15 protein-coding genes are annotated in these 18,345 nt (G+C 59.4%); 3 read left to right on the forward strand and 12 right to left on the reverse strand.

From position 1 onward, the window contains the following. Positions 1-172: 172 nt before the first annotated feature. The 8 genes from arfA to ACSQ9D_RS27915 all read right to left on the reverse strand — a co-directional run bounded on the left by arfA (position 173) and on the right by ACSQ9D_RS27915 (position 11,902). Positions 173-1,684: an arabinosylfuranosidase ArfA gene (gene arfA / locus ACSQ9D_RS27880; protein WP_436285038.1), complete on the reverse strand. Its 1,512-nt coding sequence runs from the start codon at positions 1,682-1,684 to the stop codon at positions 173-175. A gap of 106 nt (positions 1,685-1,790) precedes the next feature. After that, a complete protein-coding gene (locus ACSQ9D_RS27885; protein WP_436285039.1) occupies positions 1,791-2,717 on the reverse strand; it encodes an ArsR/SmtB family transcription factor in 927 nt (308 codons plus the stop codon). Positions 2,718-2,900: 183 nt separating this feature from the next. Then, on the reverse strand, positions 2,901-4,271 hold the full coding sequence (locus ACSQ9D_RS27890; protein WP_436285040.1) for an alpha-glucosidase/alpha-galactosidase: 1,371 nt from the start codon (positions 4,269-4,271) through the stop codon (positions 2,901-2,903). A gap of 21 nt (positions 4,272-4,292) precedes the next feature. Next, the gene (locus tag ACSQ9D_RS27895) at positions 4,293-5,960 is read right to left on the reverse strand and encodes an ABC transporter ATP-binding protein (RefSeq protein ID WP_436285041.1); all 1,668 of its coding nucleotides are present in this window, start codon (positions 5,958-5,960) and stop codon (positions 4,293-4,295) included. A 10-nt stretch (positions 5,961-5,970) separates the two neighbouring features. Continuing rightward, complete coding sequence (locus tag ACSQ9D_RS27900; protein WP_436285042.1) at positions 5,971-7,104, reverse strand: ABC transporter permease; 1,134 nt, start codon at positions 7,102-7,104, stop codon at positions 5,971-5,973. Position 7,105: 1 nt separating this feature from the next. Further along, entirely contained in the window at positions 7,106-8,113 is a 1,008-nt protein-coding gene (locus tag ACSQ9D_RS27905; RefSeq protein ID WP_436285043.1) for an ABC transporter permease, read from the reverse strand. A 112-nt stretch (positions 8,114-8,225) separates the two neighbouring features. Then, positions 8,226-10,313 carry an ABC transporter substrate-binding protein gene (locus tag ACSQ9D_RS27910; RefSeq protein ID WP_436285044.1) on the reverse strand — a complete coding sequence of 696 codons (2,088 nt, stop codon included), beginning with the start codon at positions 10,311-10,313 and terminating at the stop codon, positions 8,226-8,228. Between the two features lie 122 nt (positions 10,314-10,435). Beyond that, positions 10,436-11,902 (reverse strand): alpha-glucosidase/alpha-galactosidase, encoded by a 1,467-nt coding sequence (locus ACSQ9D_RS27915; protein ID WP_436285045.1) that lies wholly within the window; start codon positions 11,900-11,902, stop codon positions 10,436-10,438. Positions 11,903-12,104: 202 nt separating this feature from the next. On the opposite strand from ACSQ9D_RS27915, the gene ACSQ9D_RS27920 reads away from it, so the two are divergent. Next, complete coding sequence (locus ACSQ9D_RS27920) at positions 12,105-12,995, forward strand: AraC family ligand binding domain-containing protein (protein WP_436285046.1); 891 nt, start codon at positions 12,105-12,107, stop codon at positions 12,993-12,995. Between the two features lie 25 nt (positions 12,996-13,020). Here ACSQ9D_RS27920 and ACSQ9D_RS27925 read toward each other — a convergent pair whose 3' ends face one another. After that, on the reverse strand, positions 13,021-13,734 hold the full coding sequence (locus tag ACSQ9D_RS27925; protein ID WP_436285047.1) for a DUF899 family protein: 714 nt from the start codon (positions 13,732-13,734) through the stop codon (positions 13,021-13,023). 330 nt (positions 13,735-14,064) lie between these two features. Here ACSQ9D_RS27925 and ACSQ9D_RS27930 point away from each other — a divergent pair, with 330 nt between their 5' ends. Continuing rightward, a complete protein-coding gene (locus ACSQ9D_RS27930; protein WP_436285048.1) occupies positions 14,065-14,400 on the forward strand; it encodes a hypothetical protein in 336 nt (111 codons plus the stop codon). A gap of 35 nt (positions 14,401-14,435) precedes the next feature. Here the strand turns inward: ACSQ9D_RS27930 and ACSQ9D_RS27935 are convergent, their stop codons facing one another. Further along, a complete protein-coding gene (locus tag ACSQ9D_RS27935) occupies positions 14,436-15,182 on the reverse strand; it encodes a histidine phosphatase family protein (RefSeq protein ID WP_436285049.1) in 747 nt (248 codons plus the stop codon). 190 nt (positions 15,183-15,372) lie between these two features. Between ACSQ9D_RS27935 and ACSQ9D_RS27940 the strand changes: the two genes are divergently transcribed. After that, complete coding sequence (locus ACSQ9D_RS27940; protein ID WP_436285050.1) at positions 15,373-16,788, forward strand: hypothetical protein; 1,416 nt, start codon at positions 15,373-15,375, stop codon at positions 16,786-16,788. Positions 16,789-16,809: 21 nt separating this feature from the next. Here ACSQ9D_RS27940 and ACSQ9D_RS27945 read toward each other — a convergent pair whose 3' ends face one another. Both ACSQ9D_RS27945 and ACSQ9D_RS27950 read right to left on the reverse strand, forming a co-directional pair. Further along, positions 16,810-17,691, reverse strand: coding sequence for an NAD(P)/FAD-dependent oxidoreductase (locus ACSQ9D_RS27945; protein ID WP_436285051.1), 882 nt, complete (start codon positions 17,689-17,691; stop codon positions 16,810-16,812). Further along, on the reverse strand, positions 17,688-18,137 hold the full coding sequence (locus ACSQ9D_RS27950; RefSeq protein WP_436285052.1) for an RrF2 family transcriptional regulator: 450 nt from the start codon (positions 18,135-18,137) through the stop codon (positions 17,688-17,690). The genes ACSQ9D_RS27945 and ACSQ9D_RS27950 overlap by 4 nt, the downstream gene beginning before the upstream one ends. Positions 18,138-18,345: the final 208 nt, after the last annotated feature.

Below are 18,345 nucleotides of genomic sequence, written 5' to 3' on the forward strand. Positions count from 1 at the left end.
ATGCGCCCGCTTTGAGAAACGGACTGCTCTCAGTCAGTGATAGTGCCAAAACAGAAGCGTTCGCTTCCATCTCTTCCTCCCAGTGGCACGTCAAAACCGGTGCGCTGACGTTAAATCATACAATTGGATTGTCAACATATCTTTTGATATGTATCAGTGATGCCGATTTGAATCACGCCTGCAGCCGGATCATCCGGTAGGAGAGCGGCGCGATCCTCGCGCTGAGCTTGCCATCCACGACACTCGTCCCCGTAACCGCCTTCGGCACGACATTATCCGGCGTGCCGGCGGTGTTGGTGATGGTGAGATCGCTATGAGAGACGACCTGATCGTCGATAACCCGCAAGGCGCCGAATTCGAGCAGGCTCACGTCGAGATCGAGTGTTTCGGCGCCATGGCGGTTGACGATGAAGAAGGTGACCGTCCTCTTGTCGGCATCATGCACGGCTGAGACGTCAAGGTAGGGAACGTCACCGAGGTCGTCGACCTTGTAGGTCGGGCTGTCGACCATCAGCTTCAGCGCTGTGCCGCGTCCGTAGACGGAGGCAAAATAGTAGGGATAGAAAATCGTCTGGCGCCATGCCGGGCCACCCGGAACCGTCATGATCGGCGCAATCACGTTGATGAGCTGTGCCAGGCAGGCGATCTTCACGACATCGGCACGATTGATGAAGGTATTGAGGATGCAGCCGACCTGCAGCACGTCCTCGAAATTGTAGTCGTCTTCCAGCAGTGCCGGCGCATGCGGCCAGCCGTTCGCGCCGGCGAGCGTCGCCTTGTCGCGTTCCTTGGAGTGATACCAGACATTCCACTCATCGAAGGAGATGTAGACGTTCTTGGAGGAGCGCTTCTTCGCCTTGATGTAGTCGATCACGCCCGCGACGGTCCCGATGTAGTTGTCGAGCTCGATGCTGCGGGCGAGATAGTTGGCCGTATTCTTGGCGCGGTTTTCGAAATACATGTGGAGCGAGATGTAATCGACCTCGTTGTACGTATGATCGAGGACGGTCGCTTCCCATTCCGGGTAGGTCGGCATGTGAGCATTGGACGAGCCGCAGACGACGAGTTCGAGCGAGCTGTCGAAGGCACGCATGGCCTTGGCGGTTTCATGCGCCAGCCGGCCATATTCGTCGGCCGTCTTGTGGCCGATTTGCCAGGGTCCGTCCATCTCGTTGCCGAGGCACCACAGCTTGACATCCCAGGGCTCGGTGCGGCCGTTGGCGATGCGCTTGTCGCTCCATTCGCTACCGCCGGAATGATTGACATATTCGAGGAAGTTGCGCGCCTCATCGAGGCCACGCGAGCCGAGGTTGACGGCAAGCATCATCTCGGTGTTGGCCGACGTGCACCAACCTGCGAATTCATGGATGCCGACCTGGTTGCTTTCGGAGGTGTGCCAGGCAAGATCGAGGCGCGTCGGGCGGCTCTCCTTCGGGCCAATGCCGTCTTCCCAATTGTAGGCAGACACGAAGTTGCCGCCGGGATAGCGTACGATCGGGACGTTCAGCTCCCTGACGAGCTCGATGACGTCCTTGCGCATGCCGTCCTCGTCGGCGGTCGCGTGGTCGGGCTCATAGATGCCGGTGTACACGGCGCGGCCGAGGTGCTCGATGAACGAACCGTAGAGGCGCGGATCGATGTCCGAGATCGTGTATTTGCTGTGCGCTGTGACCGCCGCCTTCATGCTATCCTCCACTGTATCGTTATTTGTGATGTGTATCACAATTTAAGATGAATAAAGCGGAAGCCGGCTGCGTGGTCAAGCGTAAAATTCACAAAATCGGATAGACTCACCGCGTCTTGAGACGCATCAGGATGTCCTGATCGTAGTTGCCAAAGCCACGGCCAAAGATGTTGATGCCGCCCGGATGTTTGGCGTCGTCGTGGACACCTATGCGTAGCCGGATCGAGTGGTGTTCGGATAGCCTGAGAGCGTTCAGCGTCGTGCCGGAGATGCGCAAGCCGTCAACGAACGCGCCGTCGTCATTGATGCGAAAGTTCTTCAGCTTCCCGTATTGTGAGCCCTTCAGTTTCCACCAATCGGGGGTGAAGACGCCGCGTTTGTCGCCAAAATCGCCAGGAGATGTCCAAGTTCCGATCTCCGCACCATTGACCGAAAGCGTGATGTCGGAGGGCCAGTCGGCACTTGTGCCAGGAACTTCGGAGCTCAACTCCATGACGAATTCGATCTCGCGAATGCTGGTATTCGTCAGTCGCGCATTGTTGGGAAACTGATACTCGACATAGCCCCGCGTGAACCAGATGAGACCGGCCTTCATGCGGTCCGGATCAAGGAAGGTATTGGGAACATCGAGCAGCCCAATGATGCCATCGGCTGAACAGAGCCCGCAAGGCGCCGTCACCTCGAAGCTCGTATAGAGTCCGAGCGGCATCGACACCTCGATCGCGTCCGGTTCGGTCTCCTTGATTTCATTCTTGAAGACGACGAGGATTTCATCGTAAACGCTACGGCAGACCTTTTGATTGCCCTTACGCGCCTTTTGGGTTTCCGTGTGGATCAGCCCCGCCTCTTCCAGCATCTGCACGTTGGTCGAGACGCTGGACTGTGGCAGATCAAGGATATCAGCGATTTCGTTGACGTTGAGCGCCCCCTTCTCGTGCAAAAGCTTCAGCACCGCGACCCGGGCCGGGGAGGCGAGACCTTTGAGAATGGGCATGCCTTCTTCGGGGTCGACGACAAGAAAATTGCGGCTCATGGGGCTCCGATCGGCAAAGATTAAGAATGCACAATCTCGTTCTATATCAGAGATGTTGATTTAATCAATTGCGCGGCGAACCAAGAGCCTCTGATGGTCGTAGAGCGCTGGGGATGCCCCGACGGCAAAAGTCCCGCGGCGATGCCGCGGGACCTCTTGGGGCCGTGACCGGGAGAGAGATGGTCAGGCGGCCTGAACCTTTTTGCCGGTGCGTGCCCATGCCGGCAACCAGTCGCCGTGGGCGGCGAGCAGATCGTCGACCATGGACCAGATCTGGTCGAGGTCGAGTTCGGCTGCTGTGTGCGGGTCCATCATTGCAGCGTGGTATATATGCTCGCGGTTCTCGGTCATCAGCGCCTGAACCGTCAGTTCCTGGACGTTGATGTTGGTGCGCATCAGCGCCGTCAGCTGCGGCGGCAGGTCGCCGATAAAGGTTGGCTGGATGCCCGACGCGTCGACCAGGCACGGTACTTCGGCGGCGCAGTTGTGGGGCAGCGAGGTGATACAGCCATTGTTGCGGACGTTGCCATAGATCACCGAGGGCTCGCCGGTCCAGACCGAGTTGATGATCGAGGAGGCATATTCCTTCGACTGCTTGACCTCGATCTTGTCGGCCGAACGATAGGCTTCCGCTTGCCCTTTCCAGCGCTCGATCTGTTCGATGCAGCGCTTTGGATATTCATCGAGCGGAATGCCAAACTTCTCGATCAGATCCTCGCGCCCTTCCTTGATGAAGTACGGCGTGTACTCGGCAAAATGCTCCGAGCTCTCCGTGACGAAATAGCCAAGCCGCGTCAACATCTCGTAGCGCACCTTGTTCGGGCAGCGCGGGTTCCAACCGGGTTTCGGCGCGCGGCCCTCGCGATAGGCGCGCACCAGATCTGGATAAAGATCCTTGTAGGAACCATCCGGCTGGCGATGCTCGAACTTCAGGTAGAAGGCCATGTGGTTGATGCCGGCCGAACGGTAACGGATATCCTCGTAGGGAATGTCGAGGTCGTGCGCCAGTTCCATCGCCGTGCCCTGCACCGAGTGGCAAAGGCCGACCTGCTTGATATCAGGATACTTCTGCGCAATCGCCCATGTGTTGATCGCCATCGGGTTGACATATTGCAGCATGATCGCCTCAGGGCAGACGGCAAGCATGTCCTCGCAGATCTTCCACAGATGCGGCACTGTGCGAAGGCCGCGCATGATGCCGCCGACGCCTAGCGTGTCGGCGATCGTCTGGCGCAGGCCATACTTCTTCGGGATCTCGAAATCGGTAACGGTGCAGGGTTCGTAGCCGCCGATCTGGAAGGCGACGACCACGAAGTCGGCACCGGCAAGCGCCTTGCGCTGGTCCGAATAAGTCTCGGCCTTCGCCTTTGCCCCAAGCGTCGAGATCAGCTTGTTGACGACGATGGCGCTTTCTTCCAGCCGCTGCGGATTGATGTCCATCAGCGCGATCGTCGCACCCGACAGCGCCGGGCGCTGCAGCACGTCGCCGATGATGTTCTTCATGAAGACTGTGGAGCCAGCGCCGATGAATGTGATCTTGGGATTTCTTGCCATTATAACCTCCGGCATGTGCAATCAGGCGACCTCGAAAGCGGCTTTGACGAGCCGTTCCGTGTAGGCGGTCTTGGGATTGGTGAGAACTTCGTTGACGGGTCCCTCTTCCATGATCTTGCCATGCTGCATGACAATCACCCGGTGGCAGAGGGCACGCACGACCTTGAGATCGTGCGAAATGAAGAGGTAGCTGAGACCCCGTTCGTCTTGCAGCCTGCGCAGCAGTTCGATGATCTGCGCTTGGACCGACAGATCGAGCGCCGAGGTCGGCTCGTCGAGCAGGATGAATTCCGGCTCGAGCGCGATGGCGCGAGCGATGGCGATTCGCTGACGCTGGCCGCCGGAAAATTCGTGCGGAAAGCGAGATAGGATATTGCCGGGCATGCCCGCCGCCATCAGCGCCTCGCGGACGCGATCGAGCCGTTCGGCCTTGGTTGCACCGAGCTTGTTGACGACAAGCCCTTCTTCGATGATTTGCCCGATCGTCATGCGCGGATTGAGCGAGGAGAACGGATCCTGGAATACCACCTGCATCCGCGAGCGTAGCGGCCGCATTTCCGAACGCGATTTGCCATGGATCGGCAGCTTGTCGAAGAAGATCTCGCCGCCATCAGGATCGTTCAGCCTGAGCAGTGCCTGGCCGAACGTGGTCTTGCCGGAACCGGATTCACCGACCAGACCCAGCGTCTCATGGCGACGAAGCGTGAGGTTCAGGCTATCGACGGCAACGAGTTCCTTCAACTGTGGTTTGAAGAAGCTGCCGTGGCGCATCATGAAGGAGACGCGCACGTCCCTGGCCTCCAGGATGACATCCGATCCTTCCGGCAGCGGATTGGCCTGGCCGCGCGGCTCGGAGCCGAGGAGATGCTTGGTGTAGGCATGCTGCGGATTGGCAAAGAGCTTTTCTGTGGTGTTGTGCTCGCGCATCTCGCCATGCTGCATGACGTAGACATAGTCGGAGAACTGCCGCACCACCGTCAGGTCGTGGGTGATCAGGATCACCGCCATGCGCAGCTCTTGCTGCAGGTTGCGGATGAGGTTGAGGATCTGTGCCTGCACAGTAACATCGAGCGCCGTGGTCGGTTCGTCGGCGATCAGCACGTCCGGGTCGTTTGCAAGCGCCATGGCGATCATCACGCGCTGACGCTGACCGCCGGAAAGCTGATGCGGATATTGCTTGAGCCGTGCTTCCGGATCCGGGATCTGAACGTGCTTCAGCAGTTCCAAGGCGCGGGTTTCCGCCTGCTTCTTGCTCATCCTGCGATGAACACGGATTGCCTCGACGATCTGGCTGCCGATCGTGTAGATCGGGTTCAACGAGCTCATTGGTTCCTGAAAGATCATCGAGATACGGTCACCGCGTAGCTTGCGGCGTTGGCGCTCGGAGAACTGAAGGATATTGGCGCCGTCATATTCGACCGTCGATTTCGGCGCGACCACCGCCCGCTTGGATAACAGCCCCATGACGGTGCGGGCCGTCACGGATTTACCCGAACCGGATTCACCGACGATCGCAATCGTTTCGCCACGATAAAGCTGAAAGGAGATATCCTTCACGGCCTCGACCGTGCCATGCTCGACCTTGAAATTGACGGCGATGTTGCGGGCGTCGATGATCGGGCTTTCAGTGCGGCCCTCGTGATCGAGGCGGACGGGCGGGGCGAAGGAGTTGACGAGTGCAAGAGCCATGTTCTTCACCTCAGTAAGGATCGACTGCGTCGCGCAGACCATCGCCCAGCGCATTGAAGGCAAAGACGGTGATCAGCACGAAACCGACGGGCGCCAGGATCCAGGGATAGGTGCCGATCACCGAGTAATTCGCGGTGTCCTGCAGCATCAGGCCCCAGGAGATCAGCGGCGGCTTCACGGCAAAACCAAGGAAGCCGAGGAAGGACTCGAGCAGCACGACGCTCGGGATATGCAGCGTGACAGCGACGATGACGTGGCTCATCACGTTCGGGAAGATGTGCTGGAAGATGATACGCCGGTCGGTGGCGCCAACCGCCATGGCGGCGCGCACATAATCGATGCGGGCGAGCGCCAGCGTCTTGCCGCGCACTTCGCGCGACATCTGTGCCCAGCCGAGCGCCGACATGACGATGATCACGAAGCCGAGGAAGACATTGGTCGGCGCCGTCACCGGGATCAATGAGGTCAGGGCGAGATAAAGAGGCAACTGCGGGAAGGCGAGCACCACTTCGACGAAGCGCTGAACCCAGGTGTCGAAGGTGCCGCCGAAATACCCTGATACCATGCCGACCGTCGTGCCGATCATCGTCACGATGAAGACGACGGTGAGTGCGATCGTCAGTGAAATCCGCGAACCGATGATGGCGCGTGAGAGGACGTCACGGCCGAACTTGTCGGTTCCGAGAAAGTGCACCGGCTGGCCGTCCACTGAACCGAAGAAGTGCCGGCTCGCCGGGATGAGACCAAAGAGCCTGTATTCCGCACCCTTCACGAAAAAGCCGAGGAGGCGCGGATTGTCGTAGTCAGGGCCGACGATTGGCTGGAAGGTGACGGGATCGAGCTCTTCGGATTCACCGAGCGCATAGACACGCGGCGGATAGGTGAGATTGCCGTCCCTGTCATGGAAGCTCATGACCTGCGGCGGCGCAAAGCCAACATCGGTGGCCTTCGGGTCCATGGGCGCAAAGAAATCGGCAAAGATCGCCATGACGAGCAACAAGCCAACGAGGACGAGGCCCATCACTCCCGTCCAGGAGCGTCTTAACCGCCGCCAGACGAGCGCCAGGTAGCTCTCATTGCCGTGCGGCGCATTGTTGACGGCTTCTTCATGCGGCGGCGGGGGAGCGGAATCGAAGGCGAGCATATCAGGCTCCTCCGTACTGGCGGACGCGTGGGTCCAGCATGGCAAGCAGCATGTCGGCGATGATGTTGCCGACGATCAGTGTGGCAGAGAGCACCATCATGAAGGTGGCCGTCACGTAGACGTCGCCGATCGCCATGGAGCCGACGATCGCCGGTCCGACGGTTGGAAGCGAGAAGATGATCGCGGTCTCGATCTCCCCGGTCAGCATGTAGGGTAGAACGACGCCCTGGTACATGACGAGTGGATGAAGTGCGTTCGGCACCGCATGACGCATGACGACCGCGGCGCCGGACAGACCTTTGGCGCGGGCCGTCTCAACATATTGCGCATTCAGCGTATCGAGCAGATTGCCGCGCATGACGCGCATGTTGTAGGCGAGCCCGCCGAAGGTGGCGATGGCGACGACTGGCCACACATGGCTGACGAGATCGACGAATTTTGCCCAGGACCACGGCGCTCCGCCATACTGCGGCGAGAAGAAGCTGCCGATCTCCGAGACGTTGAATTGGAACACGAGCAGGTAGACGATGATCAGCGCCATCAGGAAGCGCGGCACCGTCATGCCGAGGAAGGAGACGCCCGAGAGCAGGCTGTCGATCCAGGAATATTGCCGGGTTGCCGCCCAGATACCAAAACCGATGCCAAGCACGGATGCGAAGATGTGGCAAACCAGGGCAAGCGCCAGAGTGCGCGGCAGGCGTTCGCCTACGACATCGGCAACCGGCTTGTTATAGAACATGCTGTAGCCGAAGTCGCCTTGGGTCACGATACCCTTGATCCAGTTGAAATACTGGACGACCATCGGCCGATCAAGGCCGTGCTCGACGCGATAGGCTTGAGCCTGTTCCTCGGCCTGGGCAAAAGAGGCCCCACTCTGATTGATCAACTGCGAACGGATGTAGTCGGCATAGTCACCGGGCGGTGCCTGGATGATCGCGAAGGTCACGATGCTCAAAATGATGAGGACGGGGATCGCAGAGGCTATGCGCACGAGCAGGAATCGTAACATCGGACGGTTCGCTTCTCCTTGCCGCCAGTCGCGCCTGTCGGTGCGGCCGGCTTGTTGACGTTGCCCGGCCGCGCTTCACGCGCGACCGGAGTCCTCGGTTGGGAGGGAAATCTTAGTTGACCGGGCCCTTGTCACCGGGCTTGCCGGGCAGCTGCTCGGGGAACAGCTCGTACTTGCCCTGCTTGTCGGCAGCCACCCACAGACGTTCGCGGATGACGGAGTCCTCGGCCCAGTTGAACATGAAGATCGGGGTCCCTTCCGGCACGTTCGAGAAGCGCTTGTTGATGATCAGTGCGCCTGGATATTCCGTGAGCCCGACCGTATCGACATTCTCGGTCGCTACCTTCTGGTACTGCTTCATAAGATCGACACGCTCGTTGTTGTCCTTGCTGGTCTGGAACTTCGTGACGATGTCCACGAGCTTTTCTTCGTAGGGCATCAGGTCAACCTTGCCATCCTTGCCAGCGCGATGCTGCCAGCTCGTACGTGGGCCCACGGGCGCAAGCTGCTCGGTATTTTGCACCACTGATGCAAGCTCCGGCGAGCTGCGCTGGATCAGCCAGTCGAAGCGGCCGCTGTAATGGGCATCGTCACGCTTTGTACCGTCCAAAGCATTGAGGATGACCTTCAAGCCAAGCTTTTCCATTTGTCCGATGACGCCTTCGGCAAGGCTCTTGTCGGTCGTATACTGGTTGTTGACGAGAAGGACGATCTCAACGTTCTTGCCGCCTTCGGTGCCGGCGGGGAAATTGACGAAGCCGTCACCATCCGTGTCCTTCAAGCCAACCTTGGCAAGCAGTTCCTTGGCACCCTTGAGGTCGAAAGGATAGTAGACGACGGACTTGCGATCGTAGAAGCTTGTGCCCGACGAGAGGCCACCGGGATAAATCGCCGTGAACGGACCCTTGACGAGCGAGTCACCGACCGCCTTGCGGTCAAGACCCATGGTGATCGCCTTGCGGAAGTCTTCATTGCGGTTCAGTTCACGGACGGCCTGACCGCGGGCATCGGGATCGCCCCAGCCGTTGGCAGACAGGTTCATGCGCATATTGTAGCCGATCAGGCGCGGTCCGAAGGCCAGACGCGCCGGTGCCGTCTTTTCGGCAGCGCGCTTCAGCGACGCCACGAAGTTTTCGGGCTGCTCCAGGTTGGAAAAGTCCCCGGAGCCGGCAACTGCCTGCACGTCCCGGTCTGCCCAGGTCGACAGCTTGTAGTGCAGCTCGTTGAGATAAGGGAGCTGATTGCCCTTCTCGTCGACCTTCCAGTAATAGGGGTTGCGGCGCAACACGATGATGTCGTCGGGACGATATTCCACGGGCACCCAGGCACCCATGACCGGCATGTTCATGAATTCCGGAGGGAAGGCATTCTTGAACTGGTCGTAGGTGTTTTTCGAGTACTTCGGATGCTGCGGCTTCAGGATATGCGCCGGACCGGGGCAGAAGCTCGGATAGGACATCGTATAGAGATATTGCTTCGGGAAGGCTTCCTTGAAGGTCCATTCGACGGTGTAATCGTCGATCTTCGTCAGCGTCGTTCCCTCACCGAAGGCTTCCGGCGATGCGCCGCCGCCGAGCGGCGAGACATTCGGGTCGATGACCTCATCGTCCCAGTAGAACATAATGTCGTCAGCGTTGAAGGGCACGCCATCCGACCATTTCGCGCCTTCGATCAGGTGCATGGTCAGCTTGTGGCCATCCTGCGACCAATCCCAGCTCTTGGCGAGGTTCGGAAGCGGTTCGGTGTCCTTTGCCTGAACCTGGAAGAGCGGTGCGGTGCGCGTCAGGCATTCGGAAAGGCCGATATCGATGCCGCCCCAGCCCTGTGTCTGGCCAGCACCATAGTTCCAGCCTTCCGGCCGGCCGCCGATGACGTGCCGAAGAGTGTCGCCGTAGACGCCGGGACCATCCACCATATTTTCCGTCTTGAAGACAAGAGGTTCCTTGGGCAGGCGATCCTTGACGGGCGGCAGCTTGCCGGCAGCGACAAAGTTCTTCGTCACCCAGTCTGGCTCGTGATATTCAGGCAGCGCCTTGAACTCTTCGATCGAATCTCTCGCGACGTATTTGATCTTGCCTTCCGCCGGAAACTGCGGCGGAACGGGCGGTGCCGTCGGCTCGGAAGCATAGGCGCTCAAAGCCGAGACCGAGACGCTCAGCGCCAGTCCGGCAAGGATGCCAAGGTTGCGGTAATTTCTCATCGTCTCTCCCTTTTTGTTTCGAGGCGCTTGTGGCTGCCCCGGTTCTCCTCAAACGACCGGCGACGGGCTTGCGGCGATGGGGTCCCTCCCGGAGCCCCATCGCCACCCGTCGTCCGGGAAACTCAGACGGCCTGCTTGAGCGCCGCCTTTTCGGCACGCAACTCGTCAATCGAGCGGACGTCGCGGCGAGCTGCACCGGCCCACTCGCGGGTCTTGACGGTCGATTTCGCAAGCCGCTCCTTGGCGGCGGGAACGGCATCAGCGTATTGCGGCAACCAGCGCGCCTGGGCGACGACCATCTCGTCGACCATCTGCCAGACCTCTTCCGGTGTTGCGACAGCACCGACCAGCGGGTCATGCAGCACGGCAAGCTTCAGGAGGTCGATATCACCGCTGATGGCGGCATGTACCGACATGCGCTGCACGTTGATCGACGCAATGCAGGTGGCAGCGCAGGCTTCCGGAATGGTGATGCCGGAGACCATGTTGATGCCGAAGCGATCGACGAAGCCGGGCGACTCGATGATCGCATCCGACGGCAGGTTGGTGATCACCCCATTGTTCTTGAGGTTGAAGTGGCCGCGGTAGACACGCCCCGTTTCCAGGGCCTCGAGGATATGGCTCGCATGCTCGTTCGAACGCTTGGCCGGGTCGATCGGCTTGGATGCCGATTCCAGGAATTGCGGGAACTCGGTCTCGAACCAGTTGCGGGTCTCGGTGGAGTGCCTCAGGTAACCGCCTGTTTCGCCATGGATCCAGTCGGACATGTCGATCCACTTGGTAATCTCATCGGGCCGCTTGCGATACCAGGGCAGGTATTCCGACAAGTGGCCGTTGCTTTCCGTCGAGTAGACCCCGAAGCGCTTCAGCACGTCGATGCGCAGCTTTTCCTGCTGCGAGAAGACCGGATGCGCCTCGAAGGCTGCGACGAGCTCGTCCTTGCCGATCTTGCGGCCGTTCAAGCGCAGATCGACGAACCAGGTCTGGTGGTTGATGCCCGAGCAGATATAGTCGAGTTCGGAGGGCGATTTTGCGCCAAGCACTTCGGCGATCTGTTCGGCCCCATGCTGGACGCCGTGGCAAAGACCGACCGTGTCGACCTTGCCATATTCAATCGCGGCCCAGGTGTTCATCGCCATCGGGTTGGCATAGTTCAGGAACTTGGCACCCGGCTCGGCAACCTCGCGGATGTCCTTGCAGAAGTCGAGGATGACGGGAATGTTGCGCTGGCCGTAGAGAATCCCGCCGGCGCAGATCGTATCGCCGACGCACTGGTCGATACCATACTTGAGCGGGATGCGGATGTCGTCCGCATAGGCCTCCAGACCGCCAACGCGCACGCAGCTGATGATGTAGCGCGCACCCGTCAACGCTTCGCGACGGTTGGTTGTCGCCGTCACCTTGGTCGGCAGCTTGTTGGAGGAGACGATCGTGTCGAGGATCTGCTTGATCATCTGAAGATTGTGTTCGCTCATGTCCGTAAGAGCGAATTCCACATCCCTGAACTCCGGAACGCAGAGGATGTCGGTGAACAGTTTTTTCGTGAAGCCGACGCTGCCCGCGCCGATGATAGCGATTTTGAAACTCATGATCCTTGCCTCGATGCGATCAAATTGCCGGCGCTGAACGATGAGAAGAAGAATAGTACGCGGGCTTGCGCAAAACGTCAAAAAAGGCCAAAAACTCGGCTTATTCTCCTCCCCGCCGCTCCTCTATGCTGGCGGTGTTCTCTCTCTTGAGGGCGGATTATGCGCAAATTCGGCGACGCCGCCAGAGAAGGATTATGCTTTCATGGGTAATATTGTGCTGCAGAATTTGATTGACAATGGTCCTGTCATGCGGACGGTCTCGCTGCCGCGCGGCCGCCAGAGCCTACACACCATGCCGACCAGCACTGGCTACGAGATCCGCGAGAATGCGTCATATAACTGGGACGGCCGCAAGCGCGGGCAAACGCCCTTTACCGTCCTGCAGCATACGATCAGCGGTGCAGGGAATTTGCGATACGAGAATCGCCAGCTTCGAGTGAAGGAGGGCGAGACGCTGCTCGTTCTGGTGCCGCACAATCACCGCTACTGGCTTGAGGATGGCGAGCGCTGGGAATTCTTCTGGATCTCGATGAATGGCGAGGAAGCACTGCGCATCCACCGCTCGATTCTCGCCGTGACCGGTCCGGTCCTGAGGCTGCAACCAAGGACGATCGAGCATTTGGCCGATTGCAGCCTGCGACTGATCACCGGCGCGGAGACGCCGGGACTTGCCTCCGCAATCGCCTACGAAGCGGCGATGGCGCTTTATGACGACGTCTTCGGGTCTCATCCGGTTTTCAGCGAGGAGTACCGGACGATGCAGCATGTGATCGATTACATTATGAGCAATCTTGAGCGCCCACTGCCGGTGGAGGACCTGGCGAAGATCGCCGGTCTCAGCCGAGCGCATTTTTCGCGGATGTTTGCCGCCAACGAAGGGCTGCCGCCGGCAGAGTTCGTGTTGGAAAAGCGGCTGAAACGCGCCGTGAAGCTTCTGACCAAGACGGACAACATGCCGGTCAAGGAGGTAGCGATCCGCTCCGGCTTTACCGACGCCAACTATTTCTCGAAGGTGTTCCGGCGGGTCTACGGCACGAATCCGACCGAATTCCGCACCACGGGCATGTATGCGAGCGTCGGCAGGCAACGCTGACGCTCGCGTCCACGTCGGCCCTGCCCTACCGCGTGGTGTTGTAGGTGAGGCTCGGGTACCAGGTCGGCGGTCGCCCTTCAGGGGTCGTGTCGAGCACGGTCCAGAGCGGCATGAAGTCCGGTGCGCCGCGTGGATCCTGGCCGGGATCGGCGGTCGCGGGGCCCATTTCCGGGTTCCAGAAGTGATGGATACGACCATCCCGGATCGCAAAGACGTTGTAGGCGGCATCATCACTGCCATCAGGGCCAATGGCATGGTAGTCGCGGCTAAACTCGTCGGTCATGTCGCTGTAGAGCGGCAAATGATGCCAGCCGCGTTCCTTCTTGAAAGCCAATAGCCGCTCGATCGGCGAGCGCGCAACGACGGCGAAGGCGACCTGTTGGCGAATATCAGGGATTTCACCGTCAAGTGCCGACAGCATCGAGGTGCACATCGGGCACGGTCGCTCACGCTGTGGCCCGTACATGTAATTGTAGATCACCAGTGTCGGCTTGTCAGCAAACAGGTCTTTCAACGTCATCTCGCCGTCCGGTCCCTGAAAGCGGTAGTCCTTCGTCACCTGCCCACCAAGCGGCAATGCCCGGCGCTGCTCTGCAACACGCTCGATATGCCGGCGCAATTCGATTTCCTCGGCGAGCAGATCATCGCGTGCCTGCCGGTACTGGGGACTTTCGTTCGGAAAACTGAGGCCGTTTCTTCTGGCCAGTTCCCTTGCAGAAACAAGGTTATTTGCGTCCATCGCAGGATCCTCCTCTGAAGCGTTGCCGATCGGACTTGCGGCGGTATGCGTGAAGATGTCCACCGTCCAGACAAGGAACGTTTGAGGACCGGGAAATTCGACAGGATCGCCAAAAAAATATGACTGCGGCACCTTGCGGGCGCATAGTTTCTTGCATCGCTATCGCCCGTTGCAAGCACTTGGATAATCGTTCACCTCAGACTTTTATCCCTCTTTCCTGACCCGATTTCAGACCTATGTCCCCTTCATCCTTCATCTCCTGGAAGGACGAGGGAGGCTTTAAGGCATCGTAGCAACCGGTGTTTCGAGCTTCCCTCCATGGAGGAAGCAATGAGATCCTTCATATCCCTGATCGAGGCAGCCGTCGTCGCGGCCGGCTCACCCGTCGCTTCTGACGATGGCAAGGGCTTTGAGCGCGCACAGGCTGTATGTTCATTTCTCGAGAATACTGGCTTGAACGGCAATTGCTCCGTCGATGCCGGCCAGACGATCATCGAGGTTTCTCTGGCAGGACAGTATGACAGTCCGGCCGACTGTCCCAAGGTCGTCGACATGTTGCGGGCACATGGTTTCCAACTGGGGCCGAACTGGGAGCTTCGCATCAAGGCGAGCATCAAGGATGAGCCGGAGGTCATGGAGTGCGGTCTGGCGCCGGTCCAGCAATAGCCGATTTTTCGCAAGTGCCGCTTACGCGCGTTTGGCTATGTCTCGGCCTTCGGTGTGAGTGTCAGTTCAGACCCATGGGCATCGCGCAACTCATCCTCCCCGGCCCTGCGATCGCTAGCCTTGTGGAGGAGGATTGATCTATAGCCTTGGAGGCGCGTTCCTTCGATCAATGTCACGTCCGAATTTCCCGGATTGTTGGAGCGCTCGAACCAATCGACTGGGTGGTGGAGAAAGTTCATTTCGAACGCTCTGTTGGTGACGCCGTGACCGACGATGACCAGGTCGTTGTTGCCATCGCGCTCGTCATGCGTCACGGATTGAAGGAACAAACGAAGCCGCTGAGCCACATCCGCCCTGCTCTCGCCATCTGGCGGCCTTGCATAGAATTTTCCGCTGTTGTTGCGCAGTCTTGCCCATTTCTCGAACTCATCGGGAAATTTCTGCTTGCGCTCGGCGTGATCGTAGATTTCGGTAAAGAGGCCGAAATCCTGCTCGCGCAACAAATAGTCTTCCCGAACACTCGCCACCATGTAAGGAGGCAGGACCTTTAACAATGCGTCCTTGCTTTGCCGCGTCCGCAGATAGGGCGAGTACCAGATATCAAGTTGCTGGATCTCTGGGCGCGGCAATTCGGTGAGATAAGTGGCGATTGCTTGTGCGGCCGCCAGCGCCTGTCGATATCCCCACTGGGTCAACGGAACGTTGTGGTCGCCGAACTGCCGGTATGCTTGTTCATTGATATTGCCCAGTGATTCGCCATGTCGGACGAGAAAGATACGCATTGGCCGCCGCGTTTTCCGGTAACAGATGGGACCATCATGGAGTGAGAGCGGGCTGGCTGCAACGTACCGGATGCCGGAAGTTCATGAGCGTTTTGCAAAGCAGGGAACCGGCAAAGACAAATCGAGCAATTGAACCAAATATTAGGTCATGCTTTTATTGCGCCTCGCGTCCACCACCAGGGGCATTCCCATGACCTGCGAGATCTGGAAGGCATGCGTTTCTCGTCGTCTAATGGCGACCATGCTGGCGTTTGCCGGGTTCCTCGGCAGTGTCAGCCTCGCCTTCAGCGCAACGATAAACGTTGCGCCGAAAAACGAGGGTCGAGATGAAGGGCTCACAATCCAGCAGGCACTCCGTATGGCACAGCCGGGCGACACGATCGCGCTGGCGCCTGGAACCTACATGCAGGATTTCCGATCGGTCCGCGATGGCGAACTGGGAAATCCGATCACGATCGAGGGATCGCTGGCATCTGTCGTCAAAGGCGGTGGTCAACCAAGGATCATCGAAGTCAACCACAGCTATATCGAGCTACGGAATTTCACCATCGACGGTCATTTCGAGAGCGCGAATACCAAAAAGAGCTATCGGGACAAACTGCTCTACGTGATCGGAAATACGCCGGGAAAGGCGTTGACCGGCCTTCGCGTGCTGGGGATGGATATCCGCAACGCGGGTGGCGAGTGTGTACGCCTGCGCTATCAGGCGAGGCAGAATGAAATCGCTTATTCCAGAATAAGTTCGTGCGGCCGCTTCGACTTCTCCTTTAATGACGGCGGCAAGAATGGCGAGGGTATCTATATAGGGACCGCGCCGGAGCAGTTGGGCGGGCGCGGCGCGCCAGACAGCGCGATCGACCGCTCCGATCGGAACCGTATCCACGACAACGTCATCACGACCGACGGCAACGAATGCGTCGACATCAAGGAAGGCTCAAGCGGCAACGTCGTCGAGAAGAACAGTTGTACGGGACAGAAAGACCCCAACTCGGGCGGCTTTGACTCGCGCGGCAACGGCAACGTCTTCCGTTACAACCTGGTCTATGACGTGGTCGGTGCAGGCGTGCGTCTCGGCGGCGATGAGGAGACTGACGGCATCGACAATGACGTCTATGGCAATACTTTCCGCAACGTGGGCGTCGGGCTGATCCGGGCACAAAGGGCGCCTCAGGGCAAAATCTGCGAAAACACTTCTCAGGACAACAAGGTGGTCAGCACCAATTCGATCGGAAAGACGCTCCACCCGACCGGGCCATGCGACGGACCGAAGGCAACGGCAGACCTGCGGGCCAAATCGATGGTCACTACAAATCAGACCAAGGTGGCGAAGAAGGTCGAGAAGGGGGACAAACCTTTGAGCTGTGGCCCCTCCGTGGCCGGCTGTGTGATCGGGCGCTTGGAAGGCGACGACCGCAACAGAATCAAGATCGTTGATGCGAGCGACGTTGTTCTGCGCGGCCACCACCTGATTCTGGCGGATGCTATTGGGCCCGACGGCAAGAACGTGCCTCTAAAGCCGCTCGCGGGAAAGCTGGTCAGGATTGAGTATACCAGTATCGAGAAGAAGCGGTTTGCCGGCGCCAGGATCATAGAGGTGGTGAATTAGCCCGCAGCGGGGCAACCGCTGCTAAAAGACCAGTGATCGATGCAGCTGTGCGCCTGCCCACGCTCCATCGGCGACAGCCAGCGAAACCGAATGCGGCACGCGTGCAGCGTCGCCGCAGGCAAAGGCACCGGGTGCTGTCGTTTCCTTGGCGGCGTCGGTGCGGATCTGGCTGCCGAACGGCGTCTCTTCCAGCTCGCAGCCCAGAAGGCCCGCGATCGGTGTGGCGGGGGCGTTGCGCGAAGCAGTGAAAAGGCCGGCGAAGGACAGCGTGCGCCCGTCGACGAGAACGACGTCGGCGTGCCCCTCGATGCGCGTGATCGGCGTCGCCTCCGTCGTCACCCCTCGGGCGGTTAGATCAGCGTGGCTATCGGCATCGAGTGCCACTGCAGCATTGGTGAGGAAGGTGACGGCACCCCATTCCGGGATCAGTTGCGCCTGGTGAATCGACATCGGTCCGGTTGCAATCACCCCGATCGTGCCCCGGCTCAATTCGTAGCCATGGCAGTAAGGGCAATGAAAGATGCTCTTGCCCCAGCGTTCGGTCATTCCTTCGATTTCAGGCAGTGTGTCTGTCACGCCGACGGCAAACAAAAGTCGCCGTCCTTCATGTCGGCGACCGTCCGCGGTGGTGACGACGAATGCGCCCTTGACGCCGGCCGCCACCTCCGCCGTTTCGTCGATCCACGTCAGTGTCGGATAGGCGTGCAATTGAGCCCTCGCCGTCGCCGCGATTTCGGCCGGGTCTGCACCATCCTGCCCAAGAAAGCCGTGCGAGTGGCTGGCAAACCGGTTGCGCCTCAGGCCGGCGTCGATCACGAGGACGGAGCGGCGGGCACGGATGAGCTGGAGCGCGGCAGCCATCCCGGCATAGCTGCCGCCGACGATGATGACGTCATATTTCATGGCGCATTCCTTTCAGCGCGAACCTGCGCGTGCCGACGGGCGAAGTCAGTGGCGAGGTCGGCAATGGTGACGCTGGCGAAACGTTCCAGCAGGAGCGCTTCAGCCTCGGCGAAGGCCTGGTCTAGCGCAGCGTTGACCGACTGCTCGACGAGGCACTCCGGCATTTCGTTTCGATTGCCAATGGCGAAGATCGCGGGTTCCCCCAACACCTCATGCAACTGGAAAAGGGTGACGGCGCCCAGGTCTTTCGTGATGCTCCAGCCGCCGGAATGTCCCCGTGCCGAAGCCACGATCCCGGCCTCGCGCAAGAGCGCCATCGTCCGTCGCACGACAACGGGATTGGTGTTCATGCAGAGCGCGAGGGCTTCTGACGTCATGGTGCCACCATGCTCTGCCATGTGGAGCAGTGCGTGAAGGACTGAGGAGAGTCGGCTATCGCGCTTCATGTAACTTCAATTATTACGAATGTGAGGGCGAGGCAAGCGGAAGGCTAGATGGTAAGCCCGCATAGGTTTGCGCCTGTCGGCGGAGGTCTTGCATTTTTTTTCGCGATAGCTCTGCGCCTAGCCTTTTCAGCCGTCGGGCCTGAGGGTAGTCACTGGTGCGTTAGCGAGAGCAAAGGCGATCACTTTTTGAGCGGCGTAGGTTTTTTGT

The sequence above is a fragment of the Rhizobium sp. LjRoot258 genome (genome assembly GCF_964254185.1).
Lineage (GTDB): Bacteria > Pseudomonadota > Alphaproteobacteria > Rhizobiales > Rhizobiaceae > Rhizobium.